Annotated in this window: 16 protein-coding genes, 2 tRNA genes and 3 pseudogenes; 10 read left to right on the top strand and 11 right to left on the bottom strand. The window is 58.1% G+C overall.

Annotation, left to right across the window (positions count from 1 at the left end; genetic code table 11):
- Positions 1-28: 28 nt before the first annotated feature.
- The 3 genes and pseudogenes from ACOZK9_RS07300 to ACOZK9_RS07290 all read left to right on the top strand — a co-directional run bounded on the left by ACOZK9_RS07300 (position 29) and on the right by ACOZK9_RS07290 (position 3,024).
- Positions 29-1,126, top strand: a complete 1,098-nt coding sequence (locus tag ACOZK9_RS07300; RefSeq protein ID WP_421555521.1) for an NAD/NADP octopine/nopaline dehydrogenase family protein — start codon at positions 29-31, stop codon at positions 1,124-1,126.
- Positions 1,120-2,166 (top strand): annotated as a pseudogene (locus tag ACOZK9_RS07295) (methyl-accepting chemotaxis protein); the annotation flags it as partial. The gene ACOZK9_RS07300 and the pseudogene ACOZK9_RS07295, both read left to right, overlap by 7 nt.
- Positions 2,152-3,024, top strand: a complete 873-nt coding sequence (locus ACOZK9_RS07290; RefSeq protein WP_421555625.1) for a methyl-accepting chemotaxis protein — start codon at positions 2,152-2,154, stop codon at positions 3,022-3,024. The pseudogene ACOZK9_RS07295 and the gene ACOZK9_RS07290, both read left to right, overlap by 15 nt.
- A 549-nt stretch (positions 3,025-3,573) precedes the next feature.
- On the opposite strand, the pseudogene ACOZK9_RS07285 reads toward ACOZK9_RS07290, so the two are convergent.
- A pseudogene (locus tag ACOZK9_RS07285) lies at positions 3,574-3,813 on the bottom strand (integrase); the annotation flags it as partial.
- Positions 3,814-4,154: 341 nt separating this feature from the next.
- Between ACOZK9_RS07285 and ACOZK9_RS07280 the strand changes: the two are divergent.
- Both ACOZK9_RS07280 and ACOZK9_RS07275 read left to right on the top strand, forming a co-directional pair.
- Positions 4,155-4,230 (top strand) — tRNA-Val (locus ACOZK9_RS07280).
- A gap of 19 nt (positions 4,231-4,249) precedes the next feature.
- A tRNA-Asp gene (locus ACOZK9_RS07275) sits at positions 4,250-4,326 on the top strand.
- A gap of 311 nt (positions 4,327-4,637) precedes the next feature.
- Here ACOZK9_RS07275 and ACOZK9_RS07270 read toward each other — a convergent pair.
- Together ACOZK9_RS07270 and ACOZK9_RS07265 are read right to left on the bottom strand one after the other, a co-directional pair.
- Positions 4,638-5,771, bottom strand: coding sequence for a catalase family protein (locus ACOZK9_RS07270; protein WP_421555520.1), 1,134 nt, complete (start codon positions 5,769-5,771; stop codon positions 4,638-4,640).
- Positions 5,772-5,800: 29 nt separating this feature from the next.
- Positions 5,801-7,609 (bottom strand): di-heme-cytochrome C peroxidase, encoded by a 1,809-nt coding sequence (locus tag ACOZK9_RS07265; protein WP_421555519.1) that lies wholly within the window; start codon positions 7,607-7,609, stop codon positions 5,801-5,803.
- 302 nt (positions 7,610-7,911) lie between these two features.
- On the opposite strand from ACOZK9_RS07265, the gene ACOZK9_RS07260 reads away from it, so the two are divergent.
- From ACOZK9_RS07260 to ACOZK9_RS07245, 4 genes are all read left to right on the top strand, one after another.
- Complete coding sequence (locus tag ACOZK9_RS07260; protein ID WP_058413536.1) at positions 7,912-8,652, top strand: BamJ family beta-barrel-assembly machinery protein; 741 nt, start codon at positions 7,912-7,914, stop codon at positions 8,650-8,652.
- Positions 8,653-9,010: 358 nt separating this feature from the next.
- Positions 9,011-9,469 carry a YkvA family protein gene (locus tag ACOZK9_RS07255; protein ID WP_058413537.1) on the top strand — a complete coding sequence of 153 codons (459 nt, stop codon included), beginning with the start codon at positions 9,011-9,013 and terminating at the stop codon, positions 9,467-9,469.
- Between the two features lie 93 nt (positions 9,470-9,562).
- Positions 9,563-9,901: a helix-turn-helix domain-containing protein gene (locus tag ACOZK9_RS07250; RefSeq protein WP_152750280.1), complete on the top strand. Its 339-nt coding sequence runs from the start codon at positions 9,563-9,565 to the stop codon at positions 9,899-9,901.
- Positions 9,898-10,269: a hypothetical protein gene (locus tag ACOZK9_RS07245; protein WP_005786715.1), complete on the top strand. Its 372-nt coding sequence runs from the start codon at positions 9,898-9,900 to the stop codon at positions 10,267-10,269. The genes ACOZK9_RS07250 and ACOZK9_RS07245 overlap by 4 nt, the downstream gene beginning before the upstream one ends.
- On the opposite strand, the gene ACOZK9_RS07240 is transcribed toward ACOZK9_RS07245, so the two are convergent.
- Both ACOZK9_RS07240 and ACOZK9_RS07235 read right to left on the bottom strand, forming a co-directional pair.
- Positions 10,266-12,035 carry a bifunctional diguanylate cyclase/phosphodiesterase gene (locus tag ACOZK9_RS07240; RefSeq protein WP_058413539.1) on the bottom strand — a complete coding sequence of 590 codons (1,770 nt, stop codon included), beginning with the start codon at positions 12,033-12,035 and terminating at the stop codon, positions 10,266-10,268. The two genes, ACOZK9_RS07245 and ACOZK9_RS07240, sit on opposite strands and share 4 nt — an antisense overlap.
- Before the next feature lie 118 nt (positions 12,036-12,153).
- Complete coding sequence (locus tag ACOZK9_RS07235; RefSeq protein WP_172979834.1) at positions 12,154-14,235, bottom strand: carboxy terminal-processing peptidase; 2,082 nt, start codon at positions 14,233-14,235, stop codon at positions 12,154-12,156.
- A 138-nt stretch (positions 14,236-14,373) separates the two neighbouring features.
- On the opposite strand from ACOZK9_RS07235, the pseudogene ACOZK9_RS07230 reads away from it, so the two are divergent.
- Positions 14,374-14,484: pseudogene (locus ACOZK9_RS07230) on the top strand (NAD(P)H-quinone oxidoreductase); the annotation flags it as partial.
- Positions 14,485-14,602: 118 nt separating this feature from the next.
- Here the strand turns inward: ACOZK9_RS07230 and ACOZK9_RS07225 are convergent.
- The 6 genes from ACOZK9_RS07225 to ACOZK9_RS07200 form a co-directional block, all read right to left on the bottom strand.
- On the bottom strand, positions 14,603-15,256 hold the full coding sequence (locus ACOZK9_RS07225; RefSeq protein ID WP_058413541.1) for an HAD family hydrolase: 654 nt from the start codon (positions 15,254-15,256) through the stop codon (positions 14,603-14,605).
- Positions 15,257-15,284: 28 nt separating this feature from the next.
- Positions 15,285-16,274: an ABC transporter ATP-binding protein gene (locus ACOZK9_RS07220; protein WP_058413542.1), complete on the bottom strand. Its 990-nt coding sequence runs from the start codon at positions 16,272-16,274 to the stop codon at positions 15,285-15,287.
- On the bottom strand, positions 16,271-17,071 hold the full coding sequence (locus tag ACOZK9_RS07215; RefSeq protein ID WP_421555518.1) for an ABC transporter permease: 801 nt from the start codon (positions 17,069-17,071) through the stop codon (positions 16,271-16,273). The genes ACOZK9_RS07220 and ACOZK9_RS07215 overlap by 4 nt, the downstream gene beginning before the upstream one ends.
- Complete coding sequence (locus tag ACOZK9_RS07210) at positions 17,058-17,894, bottom strand: ABC transporter permease (protein ID WP_152746568.1); 837 nt, start codon at positions 17,892-17,894, stop codon at positions 17,058-17,060. Before ACOZK9_RS07210 ends, ACOZK9_RS07215 begins: the two co-directional genes overlap by 14 nt.
- Positions 17,895-17,899: 5 nt before the next feature.
- Positions 17,900-18,706 (bottom strand): alkaline phosphatase family protein, encoded by an 807-nt coding sequence (locus tag ACOZK9_RS07205; RefSeq protein WP_122252219.1) that lies wholly within the window; start codon positions 18,704-18,706, stop codon positions 17,900-17,902.
- Between the two features lie 146 nt (positions 18,707-18,852).
- A complete protein-coding gene (locus ACOZK9_RS07200; RefSeq protein WP_122252221.1) occupies positions 18,853-19,920 on the bottom strand; it encodes an ABC transporter substrate-binding protein in 1,068 nt (355 codons plus the stop codon).
- Positions 19,921-20,016 lie beyond the last annotated feature (96 nt).

Below are 20,016 nucleotides of genomic sequence, written 5' to 3'. Positions count from 1 at the left end.
CGTAGACACAGAACTGTGGGGTTTATAAATGCTTCGCCTGAAAACTGGAATAGCTGGCTCTGGTGCGATAGGTCTCGCCTATGCGGCCTGGATTTCACATGGCCAACATGATGTTGTCGTCTGGTCGCCTCAGACAGGCAGTGCAGAACTGCTGCGAAGTGAGCCGTTGCGAGCAACGGGATTGCTCGAAGAAGCGTTTCAAGTCAGTTACGCAAAAAGTGCCGAAGAACTCGCCACTGGCGTTGACGTCATTATCATTGCCTTGCCACTTAATGGGCATCGAACAGTCATGGACGCTCTGTTACCGCATCTACGAACGGGGCAGATTGTGATTGTCAGTTCCATGGCTTCTCTCTCCTCACTTTATTTGTACGAGAGTGCGCTCACTCGCGGCATTGAGATCACTGTTGCAAGCTTTGGTACAACGGCGTTAACGGCTCGACGCAAGGGGCCGGCACATGTCCACATCATGACGAAGCGCCCGAGTTTAGGGGTTTCCTGTTTACCTGTTTCGCAACAGGGGCTTGCATTGGATGTCTGTAAATCACTGTTCGGGAGTGACTTTAAAGCTGAAGAAAATCCGCTGAGTTCGATGCTTTCCAACACCAGTGCCGTCGGCCATGTGCCGCTGGCCTTGTTCAATTGGACACGAATCGAACGCGGTGAAGATTGGCCGCAGTACTACTACATGACGTCCAGCACAGCAGGGGTGATTAAAGCGCTGGATGCAGAGCGCCGTTCGCTCGCCAGTGTCTTTGGTTGGAGTCTCCCCAGCTTTAGCCAGAAGCTGCGTCAGTCGTTCAACATTGAATCGGTTGAATTAGCCGACGTGGCCAGGGAACTTCATCGAAAACGAGGCGGCCCTGCTGGCCCCACCCATATAGAGACGCGTTATGTCTGGGAGGACGTTCCCTACGGCCTGTTATTTACGCTGGCGCTTGGGCGTATTGCGAACGTTGCAATGCCCGCCACGGAAGCCATCGTTGCCACAGCCGGGCTGATTGTCGGGGAAGCGTTGCTCAAGGCCAATGACCTGATTGAGGCGCTGGGGCTTTCAACTGAAACCGTTCAGGGCCTACTCAGCCGGGTCAGCGTGGGTTCGCCCTGCAAGGACGCGCTATGTTGAGTAATGCGCTTCTGAATATCACCGTAAGATCGAAGCTCATACTCGGCTTTACCCTGATTATTGTCCTGACAGTTCTGGTCGCCTTTACCGGCTGGAGCGGTATTCAAATGTTAAGCCAGAGAAGCGAAAAAATTACAGACATTGGAAAGCTCGGGACGTTGACGCGGGACATGTTGATTGGCCGCTTATCCTACGCGATCAACTACGATGCTGATCATGCGGCCAATTGGCTGGTCAACCTAGAGAATCTGGAAAGCCATTTGGTTTATGTACGTTCGGTGCTTGGTTCCGAGTCCGATGCTCCCCATCTGGAGGCGGCAGCCACCGCCCTGAAACAATCGCGGGATTACTATAACGACATCATTCGTGGCACCGCCGCGATGCTCGCCAATCGTGCGGCGGCGGGGCGCCAGGCTGAAATGGCGACCAATGCGCTAAATGACCTGGACGATTTCGCGAACTCCTCGGAAGGGAATATTGCTCAGCGTGCTGCAACGGCGCAGGCGCTCAGCCTGTTTCAAAAAATGCGTTTCGATGTGCGCGGTTATACCTACTCTCTGAATGCCGAGACCAAAAAAGTGGCGGGTTCTTCCGTCGCCACGACTATCGGGTATATCAACAATCTGGAGGGGTTCGACTTACAAGCGAACACAGTGAAAACTCTCCAGACTTCGTTAAATGCGTATCAGGATGCAATTTCCCGGTTTGGCGATGCGCAGGTGGCTGTCGAGGATGCCCAGACCGGTATCGAACAGAATATTGCCAGCCTGCTCTCGTCCACTGCACGACTGACTGAGAACCAGGAAGCCTTGCTGGTCAGTGATATCCGGCAAGCGGAAAAATATCTTGTTCTATGGTTGATTGTCGTTCTCGTCATGAGCGTCTTGATCGCCTGGATCATTACCCGCTTGATCGTTACACCGCTACTCGATGCTTTAAGGCTCGCGGAGCAGGTAGCGAATGGTGACCTGACAGATACACAGACCACGACTCGTCAGGATGAACTGGGGCGATTGCAGACCAGCATGCATAAGATGACGGCTAACTTGCGCGTGTTGATTGGTGGTCTACGTGACGGTGTGATTCAGATATCCAGCGCTGCCGAACAACTTCGGACGGTGACTGAGCAGACTAACGATGGCGTCAACAGCCAGAAGAGCGAAACAGACCAGGTCGCCACGGCCATGCACGAAATGGCTGCCACTGTGCAGGAAGTCGCAAGGAACGCTGAGCAAGCTTCCCGGGCGGCGATCAGCGCTTCACTGGAGGCTCGGGAGGGTGGCGACGTTGTTTCAAAAGCGATCCTACGAATCGAAAGGCTAGCGATCGAGGTTGGTCACTCCAAAACCGCCATGGACGATCTCAAAGCCCAGAGCAACAAGATCGGTGGGGTGCTGGATGTGATCAAGGCGGTGGCAGAGCAAACCAACTTATTGGCTCTCAATGCCGCCATCGAGGCTGCGCGGGCTGGTGAAGCCGGACGAGGATTCGCGGTGGTGGCGGACGAGGTGAGAAGCCTCGCCCAACGCACCCAGTTATCTACAGAGGAAATCGCGTTACTGATCAGTGGTTTGCATAGCAGGACGGAACAGGTTGCAGCAATCCTGGATAACAGCCGAGCGTTGAGTGACAACAGCGTGGAACTGACACGCGATGCCGGAGCGTCCATCATGAGTATAAGCCACTCGATCTCGACCATCGAATCGATGAATGTCCAGATTGCGGCGGCTGCCGAAGAGCAAAGTGCGGTTGCAGAAGGAATAAATCGCAGTATTTTGAGTGTTAGGGATATTTCCGAACAGAACGCTTTCGCCAGTGATGAAACCGCATCGTCGAGTGTGGAACTGGCCCGATTGGGCGTTCAACTGCAAAATATGGTAAATAAATTCGTCGTATGACTCTTCATTTAATTGTTTGAGTTGGCTCGCGCGCCTTGGGCAAAGCCGGTTTATTCTATTTCTGTCCAGCGAGTACTAGCGGCCGGAGCGGGATGTAAAATCTTCAATTGTCGAAATCAGTCTGAATTTGGGCTAAATCGTTTCGTAAAAGCAGTCAGCATGGCCTTAAGCGATAACTCGGCAGAATTGATTGATGGCCTTTGCCTGCGGAAAGATTATGCGGGAAATGATACCGTTCCGCAGAACGACTCACTCGGGCGTCTTCAACACCTCGAGCGTCATAATAAAAAGGAGAAGGTCGTGCGTTGCCGGACTGTCGCGTGGCGATAAGCTAACGCTATCCTGTGATGCCGGAAGGTCCTCGATGTTTGGCCTCGTACCCGTAGCTTCGCAGTAGCTCAGCCAGCGATGAGCGTTCCCAGGATCAGGGCTTGCCTGGTGGAGTGCCGCGTGCGCATGGGCGCGTTTTGGCGAAAGTCGCCACCTCTGTCGCGGTACAGCACGCCACTGATTACGCGGATTGTCCCGCTGTCGCCAACCTATCCACGCTTAGCGTATTGAAAGGACGTTTCGTTCCTTGGTTCGGTTGATGGCAGACGCTGACAGGCTGCCGGTCGCCGCCTTCTGGATGTACTCGCTCCACCACGCCATCATTGGCCGCCGGCGTTCGATGTAATCCGCTCGGTTGTAAGCGCTCCGAACTTCGTCCTTATCGACATGCGCTAACGCGACCTCAACCAACTCCGGGTCCCAGCCGTGCTCATTCAGAATTGTGCTCGCCATAGAGGTTTGAGGTTCTCGATACACTCGGCATTGCATCAAAACGGTACGGTCCTCAGATTGCCAGCCTCTCATTAGAAGTACATAATCAAGTCCATCAGCGACACGCTAGACTATGGAAACCTCAAGCTTTCAACGATTTAGAGGGTGAGTTATGATCCCGTCCGCTGCGCCATATTCGGTTACCTGGAACGCTGAACGCCAGGTGACCACAGAAAGCCTGCTTAACAGCGGGCTTTTTTTTGTCCGAAATACGGCAAAAACTCGTGTTTTAATTTTTTTTGAATAAATTTCATTTAAATCAAGACATTACGTTTTTTTGGTGTATGATGCGCCCACACCGAAACGAAGGGTGATTAGCTCAGCTGGGAGAGCATCTGCCTTACAAGCAGAGGGTCGGCGGTTCGATCCCGTCATCACCCACCATTCGCTTCATGTGTTACGCGCAGCGGTAGTTCAGTCGGTTAGAATACCGGCCTGTCACGCCGGGGGTCGCGGGTTCGAGTCCCGTCCGCTGCGCCATATTTGGTCACCTGGAACACTGAACGCCAGGTAACCTGAAAAAGCCCGCTCATTGAGCGGGCTTTTTTTCGTTTGCGATTTATCGATTGGGTTTTTTCCTGCGCGGCTGGCGTGTCGCGAGGTGTTCGAAGCAAAAGGACGCGGTGCCGAACACAGCGATAATGGTCAGTACGATCATGCCCAGGGTTGAGCTTTCCACGGTGGCTGCCTATACGGGTGATGGGGTAGGCCATCACCGTAGAGCCGGGCCCAGCGCGGCTCAATAGGCCCTACGCAATCCTTACTGCGCCGAGCCAATGCTTACGCACTCTTTACGGCGTATTGCGGCTGTGGCGGTAATCACTGATGGCTTCATACACGGCTTTACGCAAGCGGTTGATGCCGCCGATGGGGCGGTGTTCTTCGACCCCGAACCAGGGGTTGAACGACTGGTTGTCGCACGCGAGGTTCAAGGCCGGTGTGTCGAAGTCCTGCGCAGGGATTTTCACCCTGGCCACGGTTTCATACGGCGCGTCGCTCTCTTTCCACTCGATGCTGGTGTCTTCGATCGGCATGAATTTCTGTGGGTTCTGCCGCTGTATCTGCAGCACGAAACACGCCGGCACGCGGTCCGTCGACAGTTGCTGATTCAAAGCGCTGCGCAGAAAATTCGGCAGGTCCTGGTTCTGTTTGGGCAGTTGGTATTGCGGGCAGCTTTGCGGGTCAGGCGCCACGCGGAACTTGGCGTTGGCTGCGCCGAACTTGTACGGCGAAACCGAAAAGTAAGTGGCCTGCGTCGGGCTGGCTGGCGCCGGTGCCAAGGTCGCCAGGGCGATAAACAAGTGGCGCACCTGCCAACTGCGCGGGTCGGCCTTGGGGAAGAACGCCAGCACTTTACTGCCGTCGGCTTGAGCGCCGATGTTCTGCGCGTACTCCGCCACATCGCTGACAAAAAAGTTCGCGTGACTGAACATCACGAAGTCCTGTTCCGTGCGTGTTTGCTGGTCGGCCATCAATTGTTTGCCGGGTACATCGAGCAGCTTCAGTGCCATGCCGCGCGCATCGCGGATGCTGTCGAATTGCGGGTAGGCGTTACCGTTGGACAGGCGTATCAACGCTTGCCAGGTCTTGCCAGGCTCGGCGAATACACCCTGGCGCAGCGCCGGGTCGAGGTTCGTCAGCACGCTGACTTCGGCCTTCACACAGCCATGCGCTTTGGCGTGGGCATCACGCAAATAGCGCGTGCCTTCGCGGTGCTGGTCGACGATACGCACCGCCGTTTGGATGATGCCCTGGGTCATGGCGGCTTCACCCGGCGGGACCTGCTCGTTGGCCGACACCGGGCCGCTGTGCTGCCAGGCAAACCAGGCCGTGGCGAGCAGCCAACCAAGCAACCCCAGGCCCACCAGCCACAGCAAGGTCTTGCCGAGAAACGCGCCGAGGCGCAGCCACAGACGAGCGAGCATTGAACCTTCCTTGTGTTGAGATCGGATAATCATGGCAACTGTTGCTCCAGCGGGCCGCCCAGCACTTTGAGGTATTCCAGCAACGCCCAGCGTTCCTGCGGCAGCAAGCCACGGCCGATCACGCCATTGCCACGCGGGCCGGCACGAAATTCGTGGCCGCTGTTGTGGTTGCCGGTCAGGGTGGTGTCGAACAGGAACGCATTTTTGAACGCCTTGGTCTGGAAGCCCAAGTGCTGCGGGTCGTAGTCGAAGGTGCCTTTATAGAAGGTGACGCTGCGTTCGTCCTGGGGCGAGAGCAGTTGATAAATCGTCGGCACCGAGCCGTTGTGCAGGAACGGCGGGGTGGCCCACACGCCCGCCAGTGGCCGCGCCTTGTACGCGCGCAATTCGCGCACGCCAATGGGCAGGCCGTAGCCGTTCAGGCGCGGGCGTTCGGCCGGGGTTACACCGGCGGCGCGGTAAGCGTGGTCTTCGACGAAGGCGGTGACGTAGGCCAGACCCTGCGCCACCGAGAGTGCGCGCAGGTCCAGCGGTGCGGTCGGTGCCGGGTGCAGGTTGACGTTCAGCTCGGCCAATTGCGCCGGGTCCCATTGCAGGGCGCTGAGGTCATAGCGCTGATCGGCAATGTTGTTGGCGGCGCTGGGGTCGGTGCCGATGTACGCCACGGGCAGCATTTTCAGTTGCTGCACCGGGCGACCGTTGACCTGGCTGACGGGCGGCACATGGCAACCGGCGCAGTGCTCGGCAAACAGCGCGCGGCCTTGCGCGGCAAGGGGCTTGTCGACGGCGCCGAACAAGTCTTGCGGCCACGTGGGCGGCTTCAGGCGTTGCAGGGTTTCTTCGATCAGGTTGAGGTGGCGTACGCGCACGCTGGACGGGTAGCGTGCGTCGCCCTGAAGCGGCTGACCGGCGCTGTCGAAGAAGTCCAGTGTGGCGCCGACGCCGAGCGCTTCACCGATATTGCGGGCCATGGGTTGTTCGGCCGAGCCGTTCCATTGCACCCAGTCGAAGGTCCAGATGTCCCACAGTTGCGGGTAGTCCACTGGCGCATTGGCCACGCGATAGTTTTCAGGCGAAATGGCGTCGCCAAAGCTGGCGTTGGCGATGCGGCCAAACGCATCGGTGCGGCCCGGGCCTTCTTCGGTGGGGTAGAGGCCGCGGTGAGTGTCGTTCCAGGCGACTTTGAGGAACATGTCCAGTGACTGTTTGAAGTCCTCGCGCAACTGGCTGTGCTCAGCCTCGTAACGATCACCCAGCACCTTGCGGGCAAACCGTTCGAACTTCCATGGGTTGTAATAAGTACTGAACAGGCTGGCCACCAGGGCCTGGCCGAAGCTGCCACCGCGCAACGTGGGCACGCTAGAGGGCAATACGTGCTGGGCCGAGCCGCCGTCGATGCGCAAGGCCTGGCCGTTGAGATGCAGCTCGCCGGTGTGGCAGGCGGCGCAGGTGATGTCCAGGTATTCAACCTGGCTGCCGGCATTAGCGTGTCGGGCGAAACCCACCGGCAGGTTGCCGGGGTTTTGCGCGGTGGGCGTTTGTTTGGGGTCGACCAGGAACCCGAAGCGTGCCAAGTACTCTGGCGCGGCAAAACGCTGTTGCGAAAACGGCAGTTCCAGGGCGGTGAACCAGTCGTAATGCAGGCCCTTGACCTGGGTGCCTTGGGGCGTGAAATAGTAGGTCTGGCGATCAGCCGCACTCCATTGGTCCTGGTAGTGCACCTGCTCTACAGGCAGGTAGTCCGGCAGTTTGGGGTTGACGATGTAGTAGAGCACCACGGCTACTGCCAGGCCCAGTGCGGTGAATATCAGGATCAAGATACGGGAAAAAATGCGCAAGATAACTATCCTTGTGTAGGCCTTGTGTAGGCCTTGTGTAGGCCTTGTGCTGGCCTTGCCTTGGGCGTGTCGAGGCGTAGCGTTGTTATGCCACTGCGCCGCGAGTGCGGCAAGTGGCCATTAGTTCGGTTGCAAGTGGCCTCGCGATCCGTCGCGCAGGGCCGTGAACAATGAAAATGCTTTTAAACACGTGAACTTATCAGAAGTTTCCTGCTCAGATGCCGGTAGCCATTGGTCGTGGCCGCCTGATAAGCTCGCGACTTTATTCGAATGCCCTATTGGCGCATGAACAAGGAAATAGCATGAAACAGCATCGGTTGGCGGCGGCGGTGGCCCTGGTTAGCCTGGTACTTGCGGGTTGTGATTCGCAGACCAGCGTAGAGCTGAAAACCCCGGCGCAGAAAGCTTCCTACGGAATCGGCCTGAACATGGGCAAAAGCCTTGCTCAGGAAGGTATGGATGACCTGGACTCCAAAGCGGTAGCCCAAGGTATCGAAGATGCCGTCGGCAAGAAAGAACAGAAGCTGAAAGACGACGAACTGGTTGAAGCGTTTGCCGCACTGCAGAAGCGTGCTGAAGAACGCATGACCAAAATGAGTGAAGAGTCGGCAACCGCCGGCAAAAAATTCCTCGAAGACAACGCCAAGAAAGACGGCGTAGTCACCACTGCTTCCGGTCTGCAGTACAAGATCGTGAAGAAGGCCGACGGCGCTCAGCCCAAGCCGACCGACGTGGTGACTGTTCACTACACCGGCAAACTCACCAACGGCACCACCTTTGACAGCTCCGTGGATCGCGGTAGCCCGATTGACCTGCCGGTCAGCGGCGTGATTCCGGGTTGGGTTGAAGGCCTGCAACTGATGCACGTTGGCGAGAAGGTCGAGTTGTACATCCCGTCCGACCTGGCTTACGGCGCACAGAGCCCGAGCCCGGCTATTCCAGCCAACTCGGTGCTGGTGTTCGACCTGGAACTGCTCGGCATCAAGGACCCAGCCAAGGCTGAAGCCCCTGACGCACCTGCTGCTCCAGCCGCCAAGCAGTAATCGGCGACTGAACCTGCAACGCCCCGTTTCGACGGGGCGTTGTTGTTTCTGGCGTCTGCATAATCCATCTGTCGATGGTTTACTCGCTAAAACGTTTCAGCCACCGCACTAAAGCCTCGGCAAATCCAAACGAACGTCCGTATTCTGAAACAGTCTGATATAAGACCTGAGCATGGCTAGCCGCACAGCGGTGCCAAGTCAATGATTTCTTGGGTTTTTTTGATGTGCACAAAAAACGCCCGATCTGACTGCAAGCCTTGTAACCCGTGGCTTTCAGACAATAAAACAGGCTCTGTTCACAAGGTTATCCACAATTTGTGTGGATAACCTTTTCTGTCGCCTGGAACTGGAGTGACGAATGAAACCACCCTTCAATTTCACCCGTTTCTTGCCGATGGCCGCCCGCTTGCTTGGCCGTGGGCGTCTGCCGACGTTGCTGTTTGCCGTCGCCGCCAAAGGCTCGAGCCAAGGCAATCGCTTGGGCAAGCTCAAGGATGACCTCAAGTTGCTTCAATCCCTGTGCCTGGCCTACTGGCGTGGCGAATACCGCGCGATCAGCCCCAAGGCGTTGCTCTCGGTGGTGGCGGGGCTGATGTACTTTCTCAGCCCGATTGACGCGATTCCGGATTTTATCCCGGTGTTCGGCATGCTCGATGACATTGCCGTGCTGGCGTGGGTCATGAAGACCCTGGAAGGCGAGCTGAGCGCGTTTCGTGCCTGGCGCGACGCCCAGCGCCCGGAAAAGCTCGCCGTAGTTGAGCGCCTTCCTGCGACGCCTGCGCTGCTGGAGCAGGAAAACCCGCAAAAAAAAGCCTGACGAGGCTATCGTCCTGCGACCTTTATGCCGGTTAGGATTACACTCCTAAGGAAAGGGCTTACTTAGTGAGTGGTGTAATCCTACGGGGCATTCATGGATATTCAGATAATTTCACGCGATGGCGAACCCGAGTACGCGGTGTTGCCATGGGATCAGTACCAGGCGCTACTAAAAGCTGCCGGTCAGCAACAACCTGCATCAAAGCCATCCACCACTGCCCAGGGCGCTCCCGATCAGGTTTTGCGCCCGCTCGCAGACCTGCGCAGCCTGCGTGAAGCCAAGGGCCTGGCTATAGAAACACTGGCCCGCACCGTGGGTATCAGCCCTTCGTATCTGGGTTTGATTGAAAGTGGTGAACGCCAGCCGGATGCCGCCATTCGCCGCAGTCTGGCGTGGGAATTGGGCGTTGCAGGTTGGAGGGATGAATCTTGAGCCTACGTATCAGCCGTCAACACTGGGATGGGTTGCTCAACGAACTGGACCAGGCGCGTCGCCAGCGCCATTTGCTGACCTACCGCGCGCTGCTGGAGCGTCTGCAATTTCCTACGCCGGCGATGCAAACCCTCGCTGCCGCGCTTGAACACCTGGCCGCGCTGGACGCCAAAGCCGAGCAGCCGCTGCGCAGCTCGCTGGTCATCAGCCAAGGCGCGAGCCGCCTGCCGCGCACCGGTTTCTTTGAATGTGTGGAGCGGCTGGGACGTTTCAGCGGGCCGTCCGATGGCGTGGCCGCAGCGTCCTGGCACGCCTCAGAGGTGGTACGGGTGTTCGAATACGAATACCCGGAGTCGGCCGAGGCCTAAAGCGTCTGCGGCAGCATGGCCATGCTGTCGATCACGTGGATGCTGTAGCCAGCCACGTTCTTGGCATGGTGCTTGGCCTGCGATGCCAGCTCTGCTAACTGGCTGGCATCGAGTTGTCCACAGGCCTGTGGATATAAATGCACCACGCCGATCGACAGTGACAGCAACGCGAATTCCTGACGCACGCCCTGGCGGTTCAACGCGACAAAGCAGCCGGCGTCGAGGTGTTCAGCGCGGTAAAAGCGCCGGCATTGGGTGTGAAAGTCATCCAGCAGTTGGTTGAGCCGTTTGCGCCAATCCTGCGGGCCGAGCACCAGCAAAAAATCATCGCCACCGATATGCCCGACAAAGTCACGGCTGGGGTCGACCCGATCGTTAAGGCACTGTGCCAGGCACAGCAACACTTCATCCCCGCGCCCGTAGCCGTATATATCGTTAAACGGCTTGAAACTGTCTATATCCACGTAGCAGATCACCGACTCGCGTTGTTGCTGCAGCAGGCGCGTCAGGCATTGCTGAATCGGCACGTTGCCCGGAAGCAAGGTCAGCGGGTTAGCGTAACGCGCCTGCTGGATCTTCAGTTCGGTGATCAGCTTGAGCACGTCAATTACCCGGCCCAAGCCCAGGTAGTCACCGTTGAGCGTGATGATGAAGTCTTCTTCAATCCGTTGCCGCGCGCGGCTGGTCAACAGGCGGCTGACTTGTTGCAGGGATTGGCTCAACTCCACCGCCAGAAAATCAGCACTCATCAGGCGGCTGATGGGTTTGCGCGCGAACAGGTCGGTGCCGAACGGTTTGAGCAGCACATCCGATAACGAATGTCGGTGCACAATGCCGATCGGGTGGCCGCGTTTATCCAGGACTGCCAGCGAATTGAGGTTGGCTTGGCGCCGGAACGCTTCGAGCACTTGGGCGGTGGCGGTGTCCTGGTCGACGGCCGGTTGTTCGTTGAGCAGCGCGCTGAGGTCAGTGCCTTCGTCACTGAGCGCGAGGTTGGCGGTGTCGGGCTTGGGCAGCATCTGGCGCGCTTCCTGCGGCGGATGTTCCTGCGGACGACACAGCAAGTAACCCTGAACCAGGTCGACGCCCATCTCCGTCAACACCGCCAGTTCTTCGGGCAGCTCGATGCCTTCGGCAATCACTTGAGCGCGCGACGCCCGGGCAATCTGCAGGATGGAACCGACAAATTCGCGCTTGAGCGCATCCTGATGGATGCCGTCGATAAAATGCCGATCAATTTTCACGTAATCCGGGCGCAGTTCCGACCATAAACGCAGGCTGGAATAGCCGGCGCCCAAGTCATCCAGGGCAATCGCGAAGCCCATGTCGCGGTAATGATGCAAAGCGGTTTGCAGTAAGTCGAAATCGTCGGTGGGCGTTTGCTCGGTGAGTTCGATCACCACTTGGCTGGGCGCGATACCGAAGTCGCGCAGCAGCTGCAGGGTGCGCCCTGGTTGGTGCGCCGTCTCCATCAGCGACTCCGGCGAGATATTCAGGAAAAGCTTGCCGGGTAATTTCTGTGCGCTGAAACGTCGACAGGCACTTTCGCGGCAGGCCATTTCCAGTTCGCTCAGGCGCCCTGCATGGCTGGCCACCGAGAATAACGCGACGGGGGAGTGCAGCGGGCTGTTGGACGGGCCACGGCTGAGGGCTTCGTAGCCGAGGATACTGCGGTCAGAAAGGCAGATGATCGGTTGGAACAGGCTGTACAAACTGCCTTGAGCCAAGATAGAGCCCAATGCATTCAGCTGTTCGGTCATGGTCATGGCGATCTCGATCGAAAAAAAAGGATCGCAGGCCTTAAGCCTGCGATCCTTTATTTCACGACAGAATGATGTCTATATGATGACACTCCGAGGAGCGATCACATTAAATCGCCATCATTTACTGCTTGGCCACCTGTTTACTGATTTTCAGGTAGTCCAGCAGTATCCGGCCAGTCTCGGCCAGGTAGGCGTCGTCTTCCGGCTTGGTTTTTTCCGCCTCGGTCGGCAGCGCATCTTCATCTTCTTTCTTCAGCTCTTTGAGCGGGTCTTCACCCTTGGCCTTGCGGCGGGTGTTTTCCAGCACCAGTTGCTGATTCTCGATGTCGGTGTGCTGTGCACGACGGTCCGCTTCGTTGAGGCTGACGGTTTTTTCTTCCATCAACTTCTTGGCCAAGGCCAGTTTGTCGCGGATGAACACGAACTCGGCGTCCTTGGCGGAACGTGCGTCGTGGTCAGCTTTCAACTGCGTGATAAACGGCTTGAACGGGTCCGACGCCGGTTTGATCGCAGGGCGGATGGTGTCCCACGGCATGGCTTCGGGCAGGGCGCTTTCGCCGATTTCCTTGGTGTCGATGATCGACGGGAAGTCAACGTCCGGCAGCACGCCTTGATGCTGGGTGCTCTGGCCGGAAACCCGGTAGAACTTGGCCAGCGTCAGCTTGAGCTCGCCATGGTTCAGCGGCTGAATGGTCTGCACGGTGCCTTTGCCGAAGGTCTGCCCGCCAATGATCAGCGCGCGGTGGTAGTCCTGCATGGCGCCGGCAAAAATCTCCGAGGCGGAGGCCGAAAGACGGTTGACCAACAACGCCATCGGGCCTTTGTAGAAGGCACCCGGGTTCTCGTCTTCGAGCACGTCGACACGGCCGTCAGCGTTGCGTACCAACACGGTCGGGCCTTTGTCGATAAACAGGCTGGTCAGCTCGGTGGCTTCCTGCAGGGAACCGCCGCCGTTGTTGCGCAGGTCGATGACCACGCCGTCGACTTTTTCCTTCTGCAGCTCAGTCAGGATTTTTTTAACGTCGCGGGTGGTGCTCTTGTAGTCCGGGTCGCCGGCACGGAAGGCCTTGAAGTCCAGGTAGAACGCGGGAATTTCAATCACGCCCAGCTTATAGTCCTTGCCATCCTGCTTGAGGTTGAGGACTTTCTTCTGCACGGCCTGGTCTTCGAGCTTCACCGCTTCACGGGTGATCGACACGATCTTGCTGGTCTGGTCGTTCGGTGCATTGGTGTGCGGAATCACTTCCAGGCGCACCACGCTGCCTTTCGGCCCACGGATCAGCTTGACCACTTCGTCGAGGCGCCAGCCGACCACATCGACCATCTCTTTGTCGGCCTGGGCCACGCCGATGATCTTGTCAGCCGGGGCAACCTGCTTGGTCTTGTCCGCCGGACCTGCCGGCACCAGACGCACGATTTTGACCTGGTCATTGTCGCTTTGCAGGACGGCACCGATGCCTTCCAGCGACAGACTCATGTTGATATCAAAATTTTCCGCGTTATCTGGCGACAGATAATTGGTGTGCGGGTCGTAGGACATCGCGAAGGTGTTGATGTACGCCTGGAAGATGTCTTCGGCACGGGTCTGGTCCAGACGTGCCAACTGATTCTTGTAGCGCTTGGTCAACAGCTCTTGAATCGCCTTGGGCTCTTTGCCGGCGATCTTCAATCGCAGCACTTCGTCCTTGACGCGTTTGCGCCACAGGTCATCAAGCGCGGCGGTGCTGGTCAGCCAAGGCGCGTCCTTGCGATCCACCAGCAGGGTTTCTTTCTGGGTGAAGTCGAGTTTGTCGACGCCTTTGTTCAGCTCAACCAAGGCGAAATCCAGACGCGCTTTCACGCGGTCCAGGTAGCGCTTGTAGATAGTGAAGGCGGGCTGCAGGTCGCCGCTTTTGAGGAAGTCGTCGAACTGGGTCTTCCACTTGTCGAACTCAGCGATATCGCTGGCCAGAAAGTAGCTGCGCGACGGGTCCAGCAGCTTGAGGTAGCTGTCATAGATGATCACCGAGCGAGCGTCGTCCAGCGGCGGCTTGCTGTAGTGATGGCGCTTGAGCAACTCGACGACGTTAAGGCTCGCAATCACCTCATCGCGATCAGGCTGAAGGTTATCCCAGCTGTTGGCTGCGAACGTATTGGTCGACATCGACGCGAAGCCGAGACCAATGAAAAGAGCGAGGGCGGTACTGGGGAATAGATGCTTCATGCTGATTCGACGCGGGGGCAATTGATAACGCATATTAGGCCGTCTTTGAAGTCGCCGGTTCCATATGGGCCGGTCGCATAATGCAAAAAGCCCGATGCTACAGCGACGGGCTCAGTCCAGAGTCACTATGGAGGCACTGTGAAAGCATTGCAAGGCGTGGAAGGTCATGTGGCGTGGTTAGAAGCGCCCAGTCCTACCTGCGATGTAGGCCAAGTTGGCATTCATGTGGCGGCAGCGGGCCTTTGGCGTGTGGGAGGGGGCTTGCTCCCGATGGCAGAGTGTCGGATGAAATAGTCTTCACAGATCACCGCCATCGAGAGCAAGCCCCCTCCACATTTGCTTGGGTTTGCAGTTCAAAAGTGAGCTGTCAGGTCCACTGATGGATTGGCCAGCCGGCCTTCTCGGCGTGTTCGCGCAGCACCGGGTCCGGGTTCACTGCCTGCGGGTGATCGACCTTCAGCAGCAGCGGCAAATCATTGCGCGAGTCCGAGTAGAAGTACGCGCCGTCCAGCGTTTCGCCGGTTTGCTCCAACCATGCCAGCAACCGCGTTATCTTGCCTTCACGGTAACTCAGTACGCCCACGGTACGGCCGCTGTACACGCCATGGCTGACGTCCAGATCAATGCCCAGCACTTCATCAATACCGATGCGCGCCGCAATCGGTTTGACCAAGTGCGTGCCCGAAGCGGAAATCACCAAAACCCGGTCGCCATTGGCGCGGTGGCGGGCGATGGTCTTGGTGGCTTCGCTGTAGATCAGCGGCTCGATGATGTCCTCAACCCATGGCTCCACAAGGTGATCGATTTCTTCCGGCGTGCGGCCGATCATCGGCTCCAGGCTGAAGTCCATGAAATCTTCCATCAACAGCTTGCCTTGGCTGTAGGCGTCCATCAGCTCAACGTTCTTGCGCATGAACGACTCAGGGTCGACCCAGCCCAGGCGGCCCATTTGCTCGCTCCACAGGGTGGCGCAGTCGCCGTGGATCAGGGTGTCGTCCAGATCAAAAATTACCAATGCCATCCGTCATGCTCTCTCAATAAATCTTGCGTCAGGCTACTTCACACAATGCACTGGGGTCGATAGAAAGTGCCAGGCGCTGACCATCGGGGTGCAAATCGGCGGCCGAGCGGTTGAGCACATCGACCACCAGCTCTACGCCGCGTGCTTCGACGCGATAACGAATGACGTTACCCAACAGGCTATGGCTGCGCACCAATGCGTCGAGTTCGCCGCTGCGGCGCAATTCGATGGCTTCCGGGCGAATTGCGATGCGCCCGCTGATCGGCCGTTGCAGCAACCGGCTGGCCTTGGCGGCATCGAGCAGGTTGTAGTTGCCGATAAACCCGGCGGCGAATACGTCCACTGGCGCGGTGTAGAGGGTCTCGGCATCGCCGCTCTGCACGATCTTGCCCTGGTTCATCAGGAAGATCCGGTCCGACATGGTCAGCGCTTCCTCTTGGTCGTGGGTCACGAAAATCGTGGTCAGCCCCAGCTCGCGCTGGATCTGGCGGATTTGTTCGCGCAGGTGTTTGCGAATGCGTGCGTCCAGCGCCGACAGCGGCTCATCCAGCAGCAGCAGGCGCGGGCGCGTCACCAGGGAACGTGCGAGCGCCACGCGCTGGCATTGGCCGCCGGACAACTGGTGCGGGTAGCGGCTCGCGAATTCTTTGAGTTCCACCAGTTGCAGCACTTCCTGCACACGTGTGTGGCTGTCGTCGGCATTGACCTTTTGCATACGCAGGCCAAACGCGACGTTCTGCTCCACGGTCATGTTGGGAAACAGCGCATAGCTTTGGAAGACCATGCCGATGTGGCGTTTTTGCGGGCTCAGCGGGACGATGTCCTGGCCCTCCAGCAGAATTTTGCCGCTGTCTACCGGCGTCAGCCCGGCGATGCAACGCAGCAAGGTCGACTTGCCGCAACCGGATGGGCCGAGCAGGGTGACGAATTCGCCTTTGGCGACCTCGCAGTTGATGTCACTGAACACCGGTGTGCCGGTGTAGCCTTTTTGCAGGTGTTGGACGCTGACGAAGCTCATTGGCTTTTATCCTTGTTCAAGATGTTGGCGGCCCAGGTCAGCACCAGCACAAAGAAGAAATAGGAAATCACGATGGCGCTGGTGAAGTGGCCGCTGGTGTTGCGCATATTGTTCAAGTACACCTGCAGGGTTTCGTAGCGGGTGCCCACGAGGATGTTGGCGAACACGAATTCACCGAACAAAAACGAGAACGACAACAGCAGCGCCACCATCAAGCCTTTGCGCAGGTTCGGCAGCACCACCAGGATCGCCGCCTGCCACGTGCTGGCGCCGAGCAGTTGCGAGGCGTCCATCAGGTCGCGCAGGTTGATCGCTTGCAGGTTGTTGGTGATCGCGCGGTACATGAACGGCAGCGCCACAGTGAAGTAGCAGCCGATCAGAATCCACGGCGTGCCGACCATCGCCAGCGGCCCGGAGCCATAGAGTTGCAGCAAGCCCACCGACGACACCACCGGCGGTATGGCGAAGGGCAGCAAGATGAGGATGTTCATCAGCGCATCGAGCTTGGGGAAGTGGTAATGCACCACGAACAGCAGCGGCAGAATCAGCACCACCGACAGCGCCAGCGCGCCTACACACACCAGCAGTGACTGACCGAAGGCCATCAAGAAGCGTGGGTCACTCCACAGTTGCACATACCATTTCAGGGTAAAACCGGCCGGCAGAATGGTCGCCGACCAACTGCTCGCGATGGAGTAGACAAAGGTGCCCACCAGCGGCAGAACCAGGATCGCAAACAACACATACACCACTACCCGATGGTAGAGGGCGGCGGGGCTGGCTTCAGCGCGAGACATGGTAGCTCCTCTTGAGCAGCAGTTGATGCACCACGGTGACCACCGTCATCAGCGCCACCAGCACCACGGCCAGGGCACTGGCCATGTTCGGGTCCAGCGAGATGTCACCGGAGACCATCGCCGCGATGCGAATCGGCAGTACGTTGAAGTTGCCGGTCGTCAGCGCGTACACCGTGGCATAGGCGCCGAGGGCATTGGCCAGCAGGATGACGAAGGTGCCGAGCAGCGCCGGGGTCAGCACCGGCAGGCCGATATGCCGCCAGAACTGCCAGCCATTGGCGCCGAGCAGCGAGGCCGATTCGCGCCAGTCTTCACGCAGCGCGTCAAAGGCCGGGTAGAGCAGCAGCACGCCCAGTGGAATCTGAAAGTAGGTGTACAGAATGATCAAACCGGTTTTGGAGTACAGGTTGAAATCCTGAATGATCCCGGCCTGCTTGAGCATAATCGTGATGCTGCCATTGAAGCCCAGCAAAATGATGAACGCGAAGGCCAGGGGCACGCCGGCAAAGTTGCTGGTCATGTTGGCGAACGCGGTCACGAAGTTACGCAGCGGCCCATCTACACGGCGCAGCGAATAGCTGCCAAGCACCGAGATGATGATCCCGAACACGCTGGAGTAGAAGCTGATTTCCAGGCTGTACTGGATGGCTTGCAGGTAGAACTTCGAGCTGAAGATTTTAGTGAAGTTGGCGAGGCCCCATCCGAACTCTTCCGATTCCAGGCTGTTGACCAACACCCACCCCAACGGGGCAATTTCAAACACGATAAAAAACAGCGCAAATGGCACCAGGCACAACAGCGCCAGCCATTTGCTTCGGGTCATTGCGCTCACTTCAACAGCTCCCGGCAGACAGGTTTGTCGTGAGGCACACCGAGCAGTTCGCAGACGGTGCCGCACAGTTCGGTTTGCTTGGGCAGTGCAGTCGGGTCGAAGTTGAACGCCGAGCCCACCACGAACAGCGGCACTTCGCGTTCTTCCGGCAGCAGGCCGTTGTGCGAGCGGTCATTGTTCATGCCGTGGTCGGCGGTCACCAGCACCTGGTAGCCGGCATCCAGCCAGCCTTGCAAGTAGTCGGCAAGGATGATGTCGGCCGAGCGTGCGCTGTTGCGGTATTGCGCGGTGTCGAGGCCATGTTTGTGGCCGGCATCATCAATGTTCATCGGGTGCACCAGCAAAAAGTTCGGCGCGTGTTGGCGGCGCAGGCTTTCGGCGTCGGCGAACAGGTGGGAGTCCGGGTAGTGGTCACTCCAATAGAAATACCCGTGCTGGATCGCCAGCGCCTTGTCGTCGGTATACCGGTCACGCGCGGCAATAAACGGCGTGCGGTTATACAGCTCGCTGATCCAGTGGTAAGCCGCCGCCGCAGTGCCAAGGCCTGCGTCGGTGGCGTAATGAAAGATGCTGCGCTGGTTGGACAGGCGCGAGACATGGTTGTGGACGATGCCGCTGTCGATCGGTGGCACGCCGGTGAGGATGCATTCATACAGCGGGCGGGATAAGGCCGGTAGCTCACATTCCAGTTTGTAAAGCGCTGCGCGTCCTGCGCCGATATAGGCCTGAAGGTGCCCCATTGCATGTCGGGCAACTTCGTAGTTCAGGCCGTCGAGCACCACCAGGATGACGTTGTGCTTCATAGGGGCTGGAGCTCCGCAACGAATGGTTAGCTGGATCAAGTGTGGGAGCAGGTGTTTGCGTGATCAGGCTTATGTGGGAGCGGGCTTTCGCTTACACACACACACACAAGCCTGTTCCCACAAAGCCCGCTGCTACACCGCCCCGCTTACTGCATATTGATGATGACTTCTTCCTGCCACTTCTGCGGCAGTGCCTTGGAGGTTTTCTCCCAAGCGTCGGCATCCTTGATCGGCATGGCTTTTTTGTACTGCTCGTTCGGCAACAGGTTGGCCTGTACGTCCGCCGGCAAGGTCAGGTGCTCGGCACGAATTGGACGGGCGTTACCGCGCGCAAAGTTGATTTGGCCAGCGTCGCTGAAGCTGTATTCACGCGTCAGTTTGGCGGCGTTCGGGTGCTTGGCGTATTTGTTGATGATGGTGGTGTAGCCGGAAATTACCGAGCCGTCCGATGGGATCAGCACTACATAGTCATCCGGGTTGGCCATTTTGGCTTTGTAGCTCAAGCCGTTGAAGTCCCAGACCACGCCCACTTCGACTTCGCCTTTTTCCATGGTGGCGATGGTCGGGTTGGCCAGCGACAGGCGACCTTGCTTGGCGATTTCGGCAAACATCAGCAGCGCAGGCTGGATGTTTTTCTCGTCGCCACCGCTGGCCAGGGCGGCCGCGAGTACGCCGTTGGCGGCTTGCGCGGCGGTGCCGACGTCCCCGATGGAGACCTTGTATTTGCCGGTCTTCAGGTCAGCCCAGCTTTTTGGTGCTTCGGAGCCGTGCAGCAGTTTTTTGTTGACGATGAACGCGATAGTGCCGGTGTAGGCCAGTGCCCAGTTGCCGTCTTTATCTTTCGCCCAATCCGGTACTTGCGCCCAGGTGGTGGGTTTGTACGGCTGAGCCACGCCCTGTTTCACCGCAATCGGGCCGAAGGCTGCGCCGACGTCACCGATATCGGCGCTGGCGTTATCTTTCTCTGCCGCAAACTTGGCGAGCTCCTGCGCCGAGCTCATGTCGGTGTCGGTGTGCTTGAGGCCGTAGATTTTGGTCAGGTCGTCCCACGTGCCTTTCCAGTTGGCCCAGTCATCGGGCATGCCGATGCTGTTGACGGCGCCTTCCGCTCGCGCGGCGGCTTCGAGCGTTTTTAGATCGGTATCAGCGGCCATGGCGGCGGTGCACATGGCAAGGGTCGAGCCTAACAGTGATGCCAGGAAAAGCTGTTTCATCCGAAGCTCCTTTGGGCGTGTTCAACGCTGCGTTTTTATCGACGTTTGCGGTGGTGTTGGTCTAGGTCAGCAATACCTGAGCCAATCTAGGCGCGA

The sequence above is a fragment of the Pseudomonas kitaguniensis genome, from assembly GCF_049199985.1.
Classification (GTDB): domain Bacteria; phylum Pseudomonadota; class Gammaproteobacteria; order Pseudomonadales; family Pseudomonadaceae; genus Aquipseudomonas; species Aquipseudomonas kitaguniensis.
Note: the sequence above shows the minus strand (reverse complement) of the source record. Positions and strands in the feature narration are given on the sequence as shown.